We start from the raw sequence: 14,079 nt of genomic DNA, 5'->3' as shown, positions 1-14,079 counted from the left end.
ACGATACGGGAATCGGCACATGGCTACGCCGCAAGACAAACCCATCGCCCTCGTCACGGGCGGCGCCCGCGGGATCGGCCGGGCCATCGTTGAGCGCCTTTGTGCCGACGGCTTTGCAGTGGGCATTCTCGACCGCGAGGCCGAGATCGCGACCGCGCTCGCGAAGGAGCTGACGGCGCGGGGGCACAGTGTCTTCTTCGAGCAGGTCGATCTCGCCGATCATGCCGGCCTCTCTGCGCTGGCGGAGCGGCTGCCGGTGGCGCAGGCACTGGTCAACAATGCCGGCATCTTCGAGAACAAGCCGTTCTTCGATCTCGGGGCGAGCGATTTCGGCCGGATGATGGATGTCAACGTCACCGCGCTCTTCCTGCTCTCGCAGGCGGTGGCGCGGCGGATGGAAAAGGGCGGGCGCATCGTCAACATCGCCTCCCGCACCTTCCTTGGAGCCCGCAACCATGCCCATTACGTCGCCTCGAAGGCGGCCGTCGTCGGCCTGACCCGGGCGATGGCGATGGAGCTTTTGCCGCGCGGCATCGCCGTCAATGCGGTGGCGCCCGGCGGCGTCGCGACCGAGATGGTGGCGAAGCAGTCGGAAGAGGCCCGCGCCGCCCTGCTTGCCCAGCAGCCGACGGGCGCGCTCGCGGCGCCCGAGGATATCGCCAACGCCGTCGCCTTCCTCGCCTCGCCGCGCACCAATTTCATCTACGGCCAGGTCCTCCTCGTCGACGGCGGCAAGTCGCTCGGCGGCGGCATGGGCGGCTGAGGGCATGGCGATGAGCGAGCAATTCGACGAAATCCGCGACGTCGTCGTGGTCGGCTCCGGCGCCGGCGGCCTATCGGCGGCGATCACCGCCGCCAAGGCCGGGCTCGACGTGCTGGTGATCGAGAAGAGCGAGTATGTCGGCGGAAGCACTGCCGTCTCGGGCGGCGCCATGTGGGTGCCGGAGAACCCGCATGCCGCCAAGGCCGGCCATGCCGATACCCGCGAAGCGGCGATGACCTATCTCGAAGCCGTGCTCGGCAATCGCCTGCGGCCGGACCTGATGCGCGCCTTTCTCGACAACGGGCCGGAGATGGTCCGCTTCTTCGAGCGCGAGACGGCCCTGAAATTCGAGGCACGCGCCTATTCGCCGGACTACCAGCCCGAGCAGCCCGGCGCCTCCAAGGGTGGGCGGACGATCGATCCGGCGCCCTATGACGGCAACGAGCTCGGCGCCGATTTCGCCCTGCTGCGCCCGCCGCTGAAGGAATTCACCGTCCTCGGCGGCATGATGGTGAACCGCAAGGATATCGACGCGCTGGTCGGCCGCTTCCGCAGCCTCGCGAATTTCAAGCACAGCGCGAAGCTCCTGATCCAGTACGGCCTCGACCGCCTGCGCCATCCGCGCGGCGCACGCCTCCTGATGGGCAATGCGCTGGCCGGGCGCCTCCTCAAATCGGCGCGACAGGCCGGTGTCGACCTGCGCATGCAGACGCCGGCCCGCTCGCTGATGCTCAAGGACGGCACTGTCATCGGCATCACCGTCAAAGGCCCGCAAGGCGAGCGCCGCATCGGCGCGCGGCGCGGCGTCGTGCTGGCGAGCGGTGGCTTCCCGGCCAATGCCGCGATGCGGGGCGAGCACATGCCGCATGCGGAGGTCCATCGCTCGATGGCGCCGAAGACCGATACCGGTGACGGCATCAATCTCGGCCTCGCGGCCGGCGGTGCCTTGCGCGACGACAATATCGGCGCTGCCTTCTGGACGCCGGTCTCGGCACTCAGGAAGCCTGACGGCAGCGAGGTCCAGTTCCCGCACCTGATCCTCGACCGCGCCAAGCCCGGCCTGATCGCGGTCGACGGCCAGGGACGCCGCTTCGTCAACGAGGCGACCTCCTATCATGGCTTCGTCGAGGCGATGCATGCGAGCGGAGCCGTGCCCGCCTTCCTCGTCTGCGACAGCATTTTCCTGCGCAAATACGGCCTGGGCCTCGTCCATCCCGGCCTGAAGATGCCGAAGGCCTTCGTTGAAGCCGGCTATCTGTTCGAAGGCGAGAGCGTCGCAGCCCTGGCCGGACAGATCGGCGTGCCGGCCGAGGCGCTGGCGGAGGCCGTCGCCGGCATGAACGCGGCCGCCCGTTCCGGCGAGGATGCCGCCTTCGGTAAGGGCTCGAGCGAGTACAACCGCTATCTCGGCGACCCCAACCACAAGCCCAATGCCTGCCTCGGGCCGATCGAGACTGCGCCCTTCTATGCCGTGAAGGTCTGGCCCGGCGATATCGGCACAGCGACCGGCCTGACCTGCGATCCGCAGGCGCGTGTGCTCGGCCGCGACGGAGGGCCTGTCCCCGGGCTCTACGCCTGTGGCAACGACATGAACTCGATCATGGCCGGCGCCTATCCGGGCGCCGGCATCACGCTCGGCCCCGCGCTCACCTTCGGCTTCATCGCCGGGCGCGCGCTCGCTGCCGAGCCCGACCGCCTGCCGCGCTGAGAAAGAGGCCCCACGATGAAGCTCTACCAGTCCGCCACCTCACCCTTCGTGCTCAAGGTCCGGATCGCCGCCGCCGAGCTCGGCCTCCTCGACCGGATCGAGATGCTCGACGTCTCGCAGGAGTACAAATCCGGCGGGCCGCTGGCGCGCGAGCAGAACATCATCAAGACCAACCCGCTCGGGCAGGTTCCGACCCTGCTGCTCGATGACGGCCAGACGATCGCCGACAGCCGCGTCATCTGCGAATATCTCGACGGGCTCGGTGGCAGCTCGCTGTTCCCGGCAGAGCCCAAGGCGCGCTGGAACGCCCTGACCGAGCAGAGCTATGGTGACGGCCTGCTCGATGCGGCGCTGGCTGCGCGCTACGAGGGCCTCCTGCGCAGCGAGGAGCAGCGCTGGCAGCGCTGGATCGACGGCCAGCTTGCCAAGGTCCATGCCACGCTCGACCTGATCGAGGGCAAGGCCGCCGGCTTCGGCGAGCGCGTCGATATCGGCACGATCACCTTCTACTGCGCGCTGTCCTATCTCGACCTGCGCTTCGCCGACCTGAACTGGCGCGAGGGCCGGCCGCAGGCGACAGCCTGGTACGCCAAGCTGTCCGAGCGCCCCGCCTTCGGCAGCCAGAAGCTGGGCTGAGCCGGATCGGCAGGAGGCTGCGATGGCTGCGAATCTCGGGCTGGCCGGCCGGACCGTTCTGATCACCGGCGGCGCCTCCGGCATCGGGCGGGAATGCGCGCTGGCACTGGCACGCGAGGGCGCCGCTGTCGCCATCGCCGATGCGAACGAGCAGGGCGCGACCGAGACCGTCTGCGAGATCGCGGCGCTTGGCGCCCGTGCTGTCTTGGCCAGCTTCGACGTGCGCAGCCCGACGGCCACTGAAACCGCGGTCGAAGCGATCGAGCGCGATCTCGGCCCGCTCGATGGGCTGATCACCGCGGCCGGCATCTCCCGCCCCGCCCCGGCGACCGAACTCGCCGCCGAAAGCTGGGAGGCCGTGATCGGCGTCAATCTTTCCGGCACCTTCTATTCCTGCCAGGCGGCCGGCCGGCGCATGGTCGCGCGCGGGCGCGGCGCCATCGTCACGATCGGCTCCGTCTCCTCGCTCGGCGGCCAGTCGGGTCGCGCGCATTACTGCGCCTCGAAGGCCGGCGTCGTCGGGCTGACGCGCGATCTCGCCGTCGAATGGGGCTCGCATGGCGTCCGGGTGAACTGCATCGGCCCGAGCGCGACCGACACGCCGATGATCCGGCGCGGCATCCCCGAGAGCTTCGTCTCCGGCGTGATGGAGGATCGCACGCCGCTAGGGCGCCTGGCCCAGCCTTCCGAGGTCGCCTCGGTCTGCCTGTTCCTGCTCTCGGACCTCGCGAGCTACGTCAACGGCGCGCTGATCATGGCCGATGGCGGCGTCTCGGCAGGCTTCTTCACGCGCGGCCATGGCCGCGATTTCTCCTCCAAGGCCCTGCTTGCGCAAGGCGTCTACAGCGAATGAACCGGAGACCGACATGAGCAAGCTCGCCCTCGTCACCGGCGCCGGCCGCGGCATCGGCGCGGCCATCGCCCATAAGCTTGCCGCCGATGGCTGGCGCGTCGCCGTCTGCGACCTGACGAAGGAGCCGGCGGCGGCTGTCGCGAGCGCCCTCCCCGACTCCGGCCATAGCGGCTGGGCGGTCGATGTCTCCGACGAGGCCTCGGTCGAAGCGCTGTTCGATGCGGTCGAGGCGGCGCATGGCCCGGTCACCGGGTTGGTCTGCAATGCCGGCGTGCTCCTGATGGCCGCCGATGGCGAGCGGCCGACCATCTTCGACATGACGCTCGACGACTGGGAGAAGACCCATGCCGTGAACACGCGCGGCGTCTTCCTGAGCATCCGTGCCTATGCCCGCCGCCGCCGTGCATTGCCGGTCGAAGGCGGGCGCGTCACCACGACCAGCTCGGTCGCGGCGGAGCTTGGCGGCTATCGTGGCTCGGCCAGCTATATCTCGTCGAAATCGGCGATCCTCGGCTTTACCAAGGCGATGGCCCGCGAACTGTCGTCGCTCGGCATCACCGTGAACTGCGTCGCGCCCGGCGTGATCGATGCGCCGATGCTCACTGCGGCGACACCACGCTCGGCCGCGCCGGGCTCGATGGATGCGCTGGCTCAGGCCGTGCCGCTCGGCCGGCTCGGCACGCCGGAGGATATCGCCGGGGCCGTGTCCTTCCTGCTCTCGGAGCAGGCTTCCTACGTCACCGGCGCGACGATCGACGTCAATGGCGGCTACCGAATGGCCTGACGGGGGAGACCGACATGATCCTGCACGGCTATTTCCGCTCCTCGGCCGCCTGGCGCGCGCGGATCGCCTTCAACCTCAAGGGCGTGACACCGCAGAGCGTGATCCACAATCTGCGCGACGGCGCCCAGAACGAGCCAGCCTATGCGGCAATCAACCCACAGAAGCTGATCCCGGCACTGGATCTCGACGACGGTACGGTGCTGACGCAGTCGCTTGCGATCATCGGCTGGCTCGATCGCGAGGTGCCGCAGCCGCCGCTTGTCCCGGCCGACAATGCCTTGCGGGCCCGCGTCGAGGCCTTCGCGCTGGTCATCGCTTGCGAGACACACCCCTTCCAGAATCCGAAGATCCAGAAGCGCCTGCGCGGCAAGGGCTTTTCGGAAGCCGACGTGCAGGATTGGCTCGCCGTTGCGATGAACGAGGGCCTCGGGGCCTGCGAAAAGCTGATCCAGGACCAGCCCGGCCCGTTCTGCTTCGGGGACGCGCCGACATTGGCCGATATCTGCCTCGTGCCGCAGATCGGCAGTGCCCGGCGCTACGGGATCGACCTTGCGCCCTATCCGAAGCTCGTCGCCATCGACGCGCATTGCGCCACCCTGCCCGCCTTCATCGCGGCAAGGCCCGACCAGCAATCGGACGCCGTCTGAGCCGGCTCACATCAGGATGCGCATCAACTCGTTCTGCGAGGAGATGCCGAGCCTTGCATAGGCACGCTTGCGATAGGTCAGCACGGTGTTGATGCCGACGCCGAGCTCCAACGCTATGCCCTCCGAGGTCAGGCCGGCGGCGACGAGCGCACAGACGTCCCGCTCACGCTTCGATAGCTCCGGCGCAGCCTTTTCCAATCGGGCGTGGAAATCCCGCGCGGCGCCACGGCCACCTGCCGGTTTCGTCACCTCGTAATGGCGCCAAAGCGCCGCCATCAACAGCGGCGCGCTCTCGACCAGATTGTCGATCTCCGCCTCGCTGAAGCTCTCCTTGCGGCGGCGATAGATGCTGAGCCGCAGCATGCCGGCTTCACGGCGCTGCAAAAGCGAGAAGCGCTCGGACAGGCCGACCGAGAGATAGCATTCGCTGCGATAGGCCGAGCTTTCGATATCGCCGGCTTTCATCCGCACGCCCCAGCAACCGGCCTCGTCGCCCTCATCGAGCGCGATCGTGTTGGCCGGATCGGCGCGCCAATGCCGGGAGACGTAGCGGCGGGCAATCTCGAGCGCCGGCTGCCCGGAATCATAGTGGTTCTCGGCCAGCAGCGTATGGACCTCGCCATCGGGTGCGGCGACGAAGGCGGTCACGATCTCGGTGCCGGTGAAGCGGCGGGCGATGTCGAACAGGCCGCTGGAAAAATTGGAGCGGCCGACGCTTTCGATCACGCGCGGCATGGTCGCCAGGATACTGCGCGCGGCTACGGCCTGCTGGATGGCCACAAGCTGCATTCAAACCTCCCGCCGGCCCCTCTTTCGGTCCGGCTTGCAGCCGGCGGCGGAGGCCGTTTCAGGCTTACAGCGTTAACAGTATCCAACTTCGCATGCAAACTTTTGGATGAGGTGAGACAGGGCGTGGCGGCCGTTGTCAGCCGACCAGCCCGCGCTCCAACGCCATGTCGATGCAGCCATGGATATGGCCGTGCAGAAGCCTTTGCGCCTCGGCCGCGTCGCGATCGAGGGCGCAGTCGAGCAAGGCCTTGTGGTCCTCGGTCGAGGTCGGCCCCCAGAAGACGAAGAAGACCATCTGGTAGCGCAGATAGCGGTCATAGATCCCGGCATGGAGATCGAGCAGCGCCTTCGAGCCGCAGGCCGAGACGAGCGCCTGATGGAACTCGAAATCATAGCGCTTCCAGGCTTGCGTGCCGGCCTCGTCGCCTGCGAGCAGGCGCTGCTCCATCCGGGCGAGCTTGTGATGGGCGGCGACGACGCGCCCTTCCCACTCGACATCGCCGGCCTCGAAGGATTGCGCCAGCGCGTTGCTCTCGATCAGCAGGCGCAGGTGCGCCAGTTCTTTCAGGTCCGTCGCCGAACAGGGCGCGACCTGGAAGCCGCGCTGTCCTTCCGCGACGACGAGACCTTCCGGCGCCAGCCGGTTCAGGATCTCGCGCAAGGTGCTGATGCCGACGCCGTAAACCGACTTCAATCGGTCGAGCGGCAGGCGCTGGCCGGGCCGGAGCACGCCGAAAACGATGTCGTGCTTGATGCGCTCATAGGCCTGCTCGCCGGTCGAGAGAACCGGGATCTCCTCGCCGCCGATCTCGAATGCCGCGTCCGTCATGCCGCTCACCCCCTCGCGCGTTCCTGTCAGGAAGCAAGGCTGCCCGCAAGCCTACGCTCGCGACCGCATAAATCAACTGATGATCGATGAATTATCAGTTGATCTCTCTTTCATCTTGTATCACGTTCCACTCACGAACTGCGAGCGGGGCCGTCAGAGCTTCGCCTGGGAGGGTGTCATGGCGGACAAGGAAGCAGCGGCGTCGCGCCGGATTTTCATCCTGAACGGCCCCAACCTGAACCTGCTCGGGCAGCGTGAGCCGCATATCTACGGCTCGACCACGTTCAGCGAGATCGGCGAGCGCTGCGAGGCAAAGGCGCGTTCGCTCGGCTTCTCGGTCGAATTCCGCCAGACCAATTTCGAAGGTGAGCTGGTCGAGAGCGTGCAGCAGGCGCGGCAGGAGGCCTGCGGGATCATCATCAACCCGGCCGGCTACAGCTTCACCTCGGTCGCGCTGCTCGATGCGCTCAAGATGTTCGACGGCCCGAAGATCGAATTGCACATCTCGAATGTGCATGCGCGCGAGAGCATCTATCACAACTCGCTGGTCTCACGGACGGCGACCGGCATCATCGTCGGACTGGGCGCCGCCGGCTACGAACTCGCCATCCAGGCGATGGCTGGCCTCGTCGCGGCGCGGGGCTGAAGCGATGCCCTCGCCTGCCCGCCCCGGCAAGGCTTCAGACGCGCAGCATGCGCAGAACCGTGTCGATCGCAGCAGCGCGGCGGCGCGCCAGCGCCTCGGGCGCGCCCATGTCGTGGCCGAAGACCTGGCGGATGCTGGCGCGGTTGGAGACGTTGTAGAAGGCGAGCGCGCTGATCGTCAGGTGGATGTCGAGCGCCTCGATGCCCGGCCGGAACAGCCCCGCCGCGACGCCGCGCTCATAGGCCTCGCGGATCATGTCGATGGCCGAGAGATTGAGCGACGCGATCCGGTCCGAGGTCGCGAGATGGCGGGCATGGTGGATGTTCTCGACCATGACGAGCCGCACGAAATCCGGGTTCTCGGCATGGTAGTCGAAGGTGAAGCCGGCCAGCAGCGTCATCGCCTCAACCGGCGGCAGGCTGGCGAGGTCGAGACTGCGCTCGAAGCCGCGGATGCGCTCGTACATCTCCTCCAGGACGGCGCGGTAGAGCCCCTCCTTGTCCCCGAAATAATAGTAGATCATCCGCTTGCTGGTCGCGGTCCGGGCCGCGATCTCGTCGACGCGCGCGCCGCTCAGGCCGTTCTCGACGAACTCCTCCTTCGCCACCGCGAGGATGTTGCGGCGGACGCCTTCCGGGTCCTGCGTCCAGGACGCCGGCTTGCGGCCCGTTGCCTTCGGCATCGACGCTGCCTTGCTCATGCTTCACCCGCGAGAGAACCAGCCCGGAAACTAGGGCGAACGCATCAAATTGGACAAGCCGGTACATTGCGCTTGACCAAATGAACTAGATGGTACATTTAACATGTCGTCGGCATAGCGCAAGCCGGCGAGCCTGAAGGCCAAGGCACCCGACGAGAGGTGCCGTGACTGCAGACGGGAACCGGATCGACCCTTCTCAGAAGGTCGGCCGAGACTGCATCGGACCGAGAAGTGGATTCCACTTTTCGAATGAATCCGACGCAACACCAAGGAGATAGATCATCGTTCTCGCGCCCCGTGGGGCGCGCGATGATCTAGGGAGCGCCATGAACTACAAGCTCGATTTCACGCCGGTGATCGACGGGATGCCAGCCCTGCTGATGGGCTGCCTCGGCACCTTCCTGCTCGCGATCAGCGGCATGGCGCTGGCGATCGTCATCGGCATCGGCGGTGTGATCCTGCGCGACTCGAAGATCGCCCCGGTGCGCTGGCTGGTGAAGGCCTTCGTCGAGGTGATCCGCAACACGCCTTTCCTGGTTCAGATCTTCTTCATCTACTTCGCCCTGCCGTTGGCGGGCTTGAGGCTCGACCCGACACCGACCGCGATCATCGCGCTCGGCATCAATGGCGGCGCCTATGCCATCGAGATCATCCGCGGCGGCGTGCAGTCGATCGGCAAGGGCCAGATCGAGGCGGGCCTCGCACTCGGCCTGCACAAGGCCCAGGTCTTCCGATTGATCGTGCTGAAGCCGGCGCTCAGGGCGATCTTCCCTTCGCTCACCAGCCAGTTCGTGCTGCTGACGCTGACCACCTCCATCGCCTCGGCGATCTCGGCCTATGAACTGACCTCGGTGGCGCAGCGGATCGAGTCCGACAGTTTCCGCTCCTTCGAGGTCTACGGCACGATCACGCTGTTCTACCTCCTGATCTCCTGGGTGATGATGCGCTTCTTCGACGCGATCTCGACCCGCTACTTCAGCTATCCGGTGAAGTGAGGGCGCGATGGGATCGAACGAATTCCTCTTCCTGCTCACCGGCCTGAAATGGACCGTGCTGCTCTCGCTGGTCGGCTTCGTCGGCGGCGGCGTGTTCGGGCTCGCGATCGCGCTGATGCGGGTCTCCGGCCGGCCTCTCATGGAGCGGATCACGTCGGGCTATATCGCGCTGTTCCAGGGCACGCCGCTCCTGATGCAGCTCTTCGTGGTCTATTACGGTCTGGCGCTCGTCGGGCTGAAGCTCGATGCCTGGGTCGCAGTCGCGATCGGCTTCACGCTGCATGCCAGCGCCTATCTCGGCGAGATCTGGCGCGGCTCGATCGAGGCCGTGCCCAAGGGCCAGACCGAGGCCGCCAAGGCGCTGAGCCTGAACTACGTCTCGCGCATGCGCGACGTCGTCCTGCCGCAGGCGATCCGCATCTCGCTGCCGGCGACGATCGGCTTCCTGGTTCAGCTCATCAAGGGTACCTCGCTCGCCGCCATCGTCGGCTTCACCGAGCTGACGCGGGCCGGGAACATCGTCTCGAACCAGATCTTCCAGCCGCTCCTCGTCTTCGGGATCGTCGGCATCCTCTACTTCCTGCTGTGCTGGCCGCTCTCGCTCTACGGCTCGCATCTGGAACGCCGCATGGCCATCGCCGCGCGCTGACCCCGTTCACCGCCTGAACCAACCACCAAGCACGAAGAGGGAGAGAAACATGATGAAGTCCAAGACCACCCGCCGCAGCCTGCTCATCGCCGGTGCCGCCGCCTTGGCGATGCCGGCTCTGCTCGGCAGCCCAGCGCAGGCCGTCACCCCGGCCGAGATTAAGGCCAAGGGCAAGATCGTCGTCGGCATCCAGGGCGACAATCCCCCGTGGGGCTTCGTCACCAGCGCCGGCAAGCAGGACGGGCTCGATGCCGATATCGCGACGCTCTTCGCCAAGGAACTCGGCGTGCAGGTCGAGTTCGTGCCGCTTGAGGTCAATAACCGCATCCCGGCGCTGACCACCGGCCGCGTCGACGTGCTGTTCGCGACGATGGCGATGCTGCCGGAGCGCGCCAAGGCCGTGCAGTTCTCCAAGCCCTATGTCGCCAACACCATCGTGTTCATTGGCCCGAAGAAGGACAAGATCACCACCAACGAGGATATGGGCCGCTACACGATCGGCGTCGCCAAGGGCGCCGCGCAGGACACGCAGGTGACCAAGAACGCGCCCACGAGCGCCACGATCCGCCGCTATGACGGCGATGCGCCCTCGATCCAGGCGCTGGTCTCCGGCCAGGTCCAGGCGATCGGCGGCAACATCTTCTACATGCAGCGCATCGAGCAGGCCCGCCCCGGCGAGTTCGAGAACAAGCTCGAATTCCAGAACCTCTACAACGGCGCCTGCACCCGTCTCGGCGAGAAGGAGATCAACGCCGCGATCAACACCTTCATCGACAAGATCAAGGCCAATGGCGAGCTGCAGAAGGTCTACGACAAGTGGATGAAGGTGCCGGTGCACAAGTTCCCGGAGAGCCTCGAAGGCATCACCTTCACCGCGAGCTGAGCGCGCGAAGAAACGAGGTCAGGGCCATGAACCAGCCAGCCATCCAGAGTGCCGCTTCGGCGGACGCCATGATCGCCATGACGCATGTCGAGAAATGGTATGGCGAGTTCCAGGCCCTGACCGACATCAATCTGTCGGTCCGCAAAGGCGAGCGCATCGTGCTTTGCGGACCGTCAGGCTCCGGCAAGTCGACGCTGATCCGCTGCATCAACCATCTGGAGAACTACCAGAAGGGCGAGATCAGGGTCGGCGGCACCAGGCTCGGCGATGACGCGAAGACCATCGACGCGGTGCGCCGCGAGGTCGGCATGGTCTTCCAGCATTTCAACCTGTTCCCACACATGACCGTGCTGGAGAACTGCATGCTGGCGCCGATGCGCTCGCTCGGTGCCAGCAAGGCCGAAGCCGAGGCTACCGCCCGCCAGTTGCTCGGCCGCGTGAAGATCCTGGAGCAGGCCGGGAAATACCCGTCCCAGCTCTCGGGCGGCCAGCAGCAGCGCGTCGCGATCGCGCGAGCGCTCTGCATGAAGCCCAAGGTCATGCTGTTCGACGAGCCGACCTCGGCGCTCGACCCCGAGATGGTCAAGGAGGTGCTCGACACCATGATCGCGCTCGCCGAGGAGGGCATGACCATGATCTGCGTCACCCATGAGATGGGCTTCGCCCGGCAGGTGGCGAACCGGGTCATCTTCATGGCCTCCGGCGCCATCGTCGAGGAGGCCCCGCCCGAAGAATTCTTCCACAACCCGCGCCATGAGCGGACCCGAAAGTTCCTCGGCGAAATCCTCAGCAAGCATTGAAGCCTAGCGTCCGGCTCGGTCGGACATCTCAACGGAACGCGATCGATGTCCCGCCTCGTCTATGTCCTGAACGGCCCGAACCTGAACCTGCTCGGCAAGCGCCAGCCTGACATCTACGGGCACGAGACCCTGGCCGATGTCGAGCGCGACTGCCGCAAGCTCGCCGAGGAGCTGAAGCTGGAACTGCGCTTTCACCAGTCCAACCGCGAATACGAACTGATCGACTGGATTCATGAGGCGCGCGAGGACGGCGCGGGCATCGTCATCAACCCGGCTGCTTTCACGCATACCTCGGTCGCGCTACTCGACGCGCTCAACACCTTCGAAGGACCGGTGATCGAGTGCCATATCTCGCAGGTGCATAAGCGCGAGGCCTTCCGCCACCATTCCTATGTCTCCATGCGTTCGGACGGCGTCATCGCCGGCTTCGGCACGCAAGGCTATCAGCTCGGCTTGCGGCGCATCGCCAAGCTGATCGACGATCAGGCCGCGTGAGGACCAACCCGATGGCTCCGGTGAAGATCGCGGTGATGGGGGCCGGCCTGATCGGCAAGCGCCATGCCGCCCATGTCCGGGCCGAGCCCGGCGCCGTCCTGTCGGCGATCATCGACCCCGCTCCGGCCGGCAAGGCCTTCGCCGAGGAGATCGGCATCGCCTGGTATCCCGGCTTCGACGCCCTCTCCGCCGCCGAGAAGCCGGATGGCGTCATCGTCGCGACGCCGAACCAGCTTCATGTCGCCAACGGGCTGGAGCTGGTCGCGGCCGGCATTCCCATGCTGGTCGAGAAGCCGCTGGCCGACAGCGTCGACAGCGCCCGCAAGCTCGTCCAGGCCGCCGATGCGGCGAATGTGCCGCTGCTCGTCGGCCATCACCGCCGCCACAACCCGATGATCCGGAAGGCGCGCGAGGCGATCGATGCCGGCCGGCTCGGCCGCATCCTGACGCTCAGCGGCCAGTTCTGGCTGGTGAAGCCGGACGATTATTTCGAGGTCGATTGGCGCCGGCAGGAGGGCGCCGGGCCGATCCTGATCAACCTGATCCACGATATCGACCTGTTCCGCTATCTCTGCGGTGAGATCGTCGGCGTGCAGGCGCTGAGCTCCAATGCGGTGCGCGGCAACCCGGCCGAGGAGACCGCCGTCGCGATCCTGCGCTTCGCCAATGGCGCGCTCGGCACGGTCAGTGCCTCCGACACCGTCGTCTCGCCCTGGAGCTGGGAGCTCACGACCGGCGAGAACCCGGCTTATCCAAAGCAAGACCAGTCCTGCTACCAGATCGGCGGCACGCATGGTTCGCTGACGATTCCCGCGCTCGAACTCTGGAGCCACAGCGACAAGCGCGGCTGGTGGGAGCCGCTCAAGCGCGAGCGCATCCCCTTCGTGCCCGAGGATCCGTTGCAGGCGCAGGTCCGGCACTTCTGCGCGGTGATCCGCGGCGAGGAGGCACCCCTCGTTTCCGGCCGCGAGGGCCTCGCAACGCTCGCCGTCATCGCGGCCGTGAAGCAGGCGGCGCGCAGCGGCGGGCCGGTCGAGATCGCCCCGGAACCGGCGAGGGCCGGCGCATGATCAGGGGCACGACACGATTGATCGGCCATCTCGGCTATCCGACCGAGAGCTTCAAGGCGCCGATGATCTACAACCCCTATTTCCAGCGCGAGGGGATCGACGCCGTCGTCGTGCCGATGGGCTGCCGCAGCGAGGATTACCCCGATTTCCTGAAGCTGTTCTTCCGCTTGTCCAACGCCCATGGCGCGCTGGTGACGATGCCGCACAAGGTCACGACGACCGGTCTCGTCGATATGCTCTCGCCGACCGCCGCCATCGCTGGCGCCTGCAATGCCGTGCGGCTCGAAGCGGATGGCCGGCTCAGCGGCGACATGTTCGACGGCGAAGGGTTCGTACGCGGCGTCTTGCGCAAGGGGCACAAGCTCGATGGCGCCCGCGCGCTCGTCGTCGGTGCCGGCGGCGTCGGTTCGGCCATCGCCGCCTCGCTGGCCAAGGCCGGGGTCGCGGAGCTCGGTCTGTTCGACATGCAAGCAACGAACGCCGAGGAACTCGGACAGCGCTTGCTCGCACACTATCCCGCCCTTCGCGTCGCCACCGGCTCGAACGACCCGGATGGCTTCGACATCGTCGTCAACGCCACGCCGCTCGGCATGAAGCCCGGCGATCCCCTGCCGGTCGATATCTCCCGCCTGCCCGCCTCCGCCTTTGTCGGCGAAGTCGTGATGGCGCAGGAGATCACGCCCTTCCTTGCTGCTGCCCGCGCACGCGGCTGCGCCGTGCAGGTCGGCACCGACATGCTGTTCGAGCAGATACCCGCCTATCTGGAATTCTTCGGCCTACCTTCGACCACGGCCGAGGATTTGCGCGCCGTCGCGCGACTGGCTTGAGAGGA

At 66.7% G+C, this 14,079-nt stretch carries 17 protein-coding genes; 14 read left to right on the top strand and 3 right to left on the bottom strand.

The genetic code is table 11. The features are described 5' to 3' along the window. Nucleotides 1-19 precede the first annotated feature (19 nt). Genes AC07NY_RS20675 through maiA form a run of 6 tightly spaced genes read left to right on the top strand, consistent with a single transcriptional unit; the run spans nucleotide 20 to nucleotide 5,391 of the window. Nucleotides 20-763 carry an SDR family NAD(P)-dependent oxidoreductase gene (locus tag AC07NY_RS20675; RefSeq protein WP_494585361.1) on the top strand — a complete coding sequence of 248 codons (744 nt, stop codon included), beginning with the start codon at nucleotides 20-22 and terminating at the stop codon, nucleotides 761-763. 10 nt (nucleotides 764-773) lie between these two features. Beyond that, complete coding sequence (locus AC07NY_RS20670) at nucleotides 774-2,471, top strand: FAD-dependent oxidoreductase (RefSeq protein WP_494585360.1); 1,698 nt, start codon at nucleotides 774-776, stop codon at nucleotides 2,469-2,471. Between the two features lie 15 nt (nucleotides 2,472-2,486). Next, a complete protein-coding gene (locus AC07NY_RS20665) occupies nucleotides 2,487-3,107 on the top strand; it encodes a glutathione S-transferase family protein (protein ID WP_494585359.1) in 621 nt (206 codons plus the stop codon). Nucleotides 3,108-3,129: 22 nt separating this feature from the next. Next, complete coding sequence (locus tag AC07NY_RS20660) at nucleotides 3,130-3,960, top strand: SDR family NAD(P)-dependent oxidoreductase (protein ID WP_494585358.1); 831 nt, start codon at nucleotides 3,130-3,132, stop codon at nucleotides 3,958-3,960. A gap of 13 nt (nucleotides 3,961-3,973) precedes the next feature. Continuing rightward, entirely contained in the window at nucleotides 3,974-4,744 is a 771-nt protein-coding gene (locus tag AC07NY_RS20655) for an SDR family NAD(P)-dependent oxidoreductase (RefSeq protein WP_494585357.1), read from the top strand. A 14-nt stretch (nucleotides 4,745-4,758) separates the two neighbouring features. Further along, nucleotides 4,759-5,391, top strand: coding sequence for a maleylacetoacetate isomerase (gene maiA, locus AC07NY_RS20650; protein ID WP_494585356.1), 633 nt, complete (start codon nucleotides 4,759-4,761; stop codon nucleotides 5,389-5,391). A 6-nt stretch (nucleotides 5,392-5,397) separates the two neighbouring features. On the opposite strand, the gene AC07NY_RS20645 is transcribed toward maiA, so the two are convergent. Both AC07NY_RS20645 and AC07NY_RS20640 read right to left on the bottom strand, forming a co-directional pair. After that, on the bottom strand, nucleotides 5,398-6,180 hold the full coding sequence (locus AC07NY_RS20645; protein WP_494585355.1) for a helix-turn-helix transcriptional regulator: 783 nt from the start codon (nucleotides 6,178-6,180) through the stop codon (nucleotides 5,398-5,400). A 136-nt stretch (nucleotides 6,181-6,316) separates the two neighbouring features. Further along, nucleotides 6,317-7,009: a GntR family transcriptional regulator gene (locus AC07NY_RS20640; protein ID WP_494585354.1), complete on the bottom strand. Its 693-nt coding sequence runs from the start codon at nucleotides 7,007-7,009 to the stop codon at nucleotides 6,317-6,319. Between the two features lie 178 nt (nucleotides 7,010-7,187). Between AC07NY_RS20640 and aroQ (AC07NY_RS20635) the strand changes: the two genes are divergently transcribed. Beyond that, complete coding sequence (gene aroQ / locus AC07NY_RS20635; RefSeq protein WP_494585353.1) at nucleotides 7,188-7,655, top strand: type II 3-dehydroquinate dehydratase; 468 nt, start codon at nucleotides 7,188-7,190, stop codon at nucleotides 7,653-7,655. Nucleotides 7,656-7,689: 34 nt separating this feature from the next. On the opposite strand, the gene AC07NY_RS20630 is transcribed toward aroQ (AC07NY_RS20635), so the two are convergent. Next, the gene (locus tag AC07NY_RS20630; RefSeq protein ID WP_492286282.1) at nucleotides 7,690-8,337 is read right to left on the bottom strand and encodes a TetR/AcrR family transcriptional regulator; all 648 of its coding nucleotides are present in this window, start codon (nucleotides 8,335-8,337) and stop codon (nucleotides 7,690-7,692) included. A gap of 344 nt (nucleotides 8,338-8,681) precedes the next feature. Here AC07NY_RS20630 and AC07NY_RS20625 point away from each other — a divergent pair, with 344 nt between their 5' ends. The 7 genes from AC07NY_RS20625 to AC07NY_RS20595 all read left to right on the top strand — a co-directional run bounded on the left by AC07NY_RS20625 (nucleotide 8,682) and on the right by AC07NY_RS20595 (nucleotide 14,074). Beyond that, a complete protein-coding gene (locus AC07NY_RS20625) occupies nucleotides 8,682-9,350 on the top strand; it encodes an amino acid ABC transporter permease (RefSeq protein ID WP_492286283.1) in 669 nt (222 codons plus the stop codon). A 7-nt stretch (nucleotides 9,351-9,357) separates the two neighbouring features. Next, complete coding sequence (locus AC07NY_RS20620) at nucleotides 9,358-9,999, top strand: amino acid ABC transporter permease (RefSeq protein ID WP_257732858.1); 642 nt, start codon at nucleotides 9,358-9,360, stop codon at nucleotides 9,997-9,999. Between the two features lie 49 nt (nucleotides 10,000-10,048). After that, nucleotides 10,049-10,882, top strand: a complete 834-nt coding sequence (locus tag AC07NY_RS20615; protein WP_494585352.1) for a transporter substrate-binding domain-containing protein — start codon at nucleotides 10,049-10,051, stop codon at nucleotides 10,880-10,882. Nucleotides 10,883-10,950: 68 nt separating this feature from the next. Beyond that, entirely contained in the window at nucleotides 10,951-11,682 is a 732-nt protein-coding gene (locus AC07NY_RS20610; protein ID WP_494585488.1) for an amino acid ABC transporter ATP-binding protein, read from the top strand. 45 nt (nucleotides 11,683-11,727) lie between these two features. Beyond that, nucleotides 11,728-12,177, top strand: a complete 450-nt coding sequence (gene aroQ, locus AC07NY_RS20605) for a type II 3-dehydroquinate dehydratase (protein ID WP_494585351.1) — start codon at nucleotides 11,728-11,730, stop codon at nucleotides 12,175-12,177. A gap of 11 nt (nucleotides 12,178-12,188) precedes the next feature. After that, entirely contained in the window at nucleotides 12,189-13,247 is a 1,059-nt protein-coding gene (locus AC07NY_RS20600) for a Gfo/Idh/MocA family protein (protein WP_494585350.1), read from the top strand. Further along, nucleotides 13,244-14,074: a shikimate dehydrogenase family protein gene (locus tag AC07NY_RS20595; RefSeq protein WP_494585349.1), complete on the top strand. Its 831-nt coding sequence runs from the start codon at nucleotides 13,244-13,246 to the stop codon at nucleotides 14,072-14,074. The genes AC07NY_RS20600 and AC07NY_RS20595 overlap by 4 nt, the downstream gene beginning before the upstream one ends. Nucleotides 14,075-14,079: the final 5 nt, after the last annotated feature.

The organism is Allobosea sp. GW821-FHT09G06, from assembly GCF_059416005.1.
This window is presented reverse-complemented; position numbering and strand designations above follow the sequence as displayed.

Coding starts and splice junctions, on each gene's coding strand:
- AC07NY_RS20615 (WP_494585352.1), top strand. CDS start 10,049: ATGATGAAGTCCAAGACCACCCGCCGCAGCCTGCTCATCGCCGGTGCC.
- AC07NY_RS20625 (WP_492286283.1), top strand. CDS start 8,682: ATGAACTACAAGCTCGATTTCACGCCGGTGATCGACGGGATGCCAGCC.
- AC07NY_RS20655 (WP_494585357.1), top strand. CDS start 3,974: ATGAGCAAGCTCGCCCTCGTCACCGGCGCCGGCCGCGGCATCGGCGCG.
- AC07NY_RS20595 (WP_494585349.1), top strand. CDS start 13,244: ATGATCAGGGGCACGACACGATTGATCGGCCATCTCGGCTATCCGACC.
- aroQ (WP_494585351.1), top strand. CDS start 11,728: ATGTCCCGCCTCGTCTATGTCCTGAACGGCCCGAACCTGAACCTGCTC.
- AC07NY_RS20675 (WP_494585361.1), top strand. CDS start 20: ATGGCTACGCCGCAAGACAAACCCATCGCCCTCGTCACGGGCGGCGCC.
- AC07NY_RS20610 (WP_494585488.1), top strand. CDS start 10,951: ATGATCGCCATGACGCATGTCGAGAAATGGTATGGCGAGTTCCAGGCC.
- maiA (WP_494585356.1), top strand. CDS start 4,759: ATGATCCTGCACGGCTATTTCCGCTCCTCGGCCGCCTGGCGCGCGCGG.
- AC07NY_RS20665 (WP_494585359.1), top strand. CDS start 2,487: ATGAAGCTCTACCAGTCCGCCACCTCACCCTTCGTGCTCAAGGTCCGG.
- aroQ (WP_494585353.1), top strand. CDS start 7,188: ATGGCGGACAAGGAAGCAGCGGCGTCGCGCCGGATTTTCATCCTGAAC.
- AC07NY_RS20660 (WP_494585358.1), top strand. CDS start 3,130: ATGGCTGCGAATCTCGGGCTGGCCGGCCGGACCGTTCTGATCACCGGC.
- AC07NY_RS20645 (WP_494585355.1), bottom strand. CDS start 6,180: ATGCAGCTTGTGGCCATCCAGCAGGCCGTAGCCGCGCGCAGTATCCTG.
- AC07NY_RS20640 (WP_494585354.1), bottom strand. CDS start 7,009: ATGACGGACGCGGCATTCGAGATCGGCGGCGAGGAGATCCCGGTTCTC.
- AC07NY_RS20630 (WP_492286282.1), bottom strand. CDS start 8,337: ATGCCGAAGGCAACGGGCCGCAAGCCGGCGTCCTGGACGCAGGACCCG.
- AC07NY_RS20670 (WP_494585360.1), top strand. CDS start 774: ATGAGCGAGCAATTCGACGAAATCCGCGACGTCGTCGTGGTCGGCTCC.
- AC07NY_RS20600 (WP_494585350.1), top strand. CDS start 12,189: ATGGCTCCGGTGAAGATCGCGGTGATGGGGGCCGGCCTGATCGGCAAG.
- AC07NY_RS20620 (WP_257732858.1), top strand. CDS start 9,358: ATGGGATCGAACGAATTCCTCTTCCTGCTCACCGGCCTGAAATGGACC.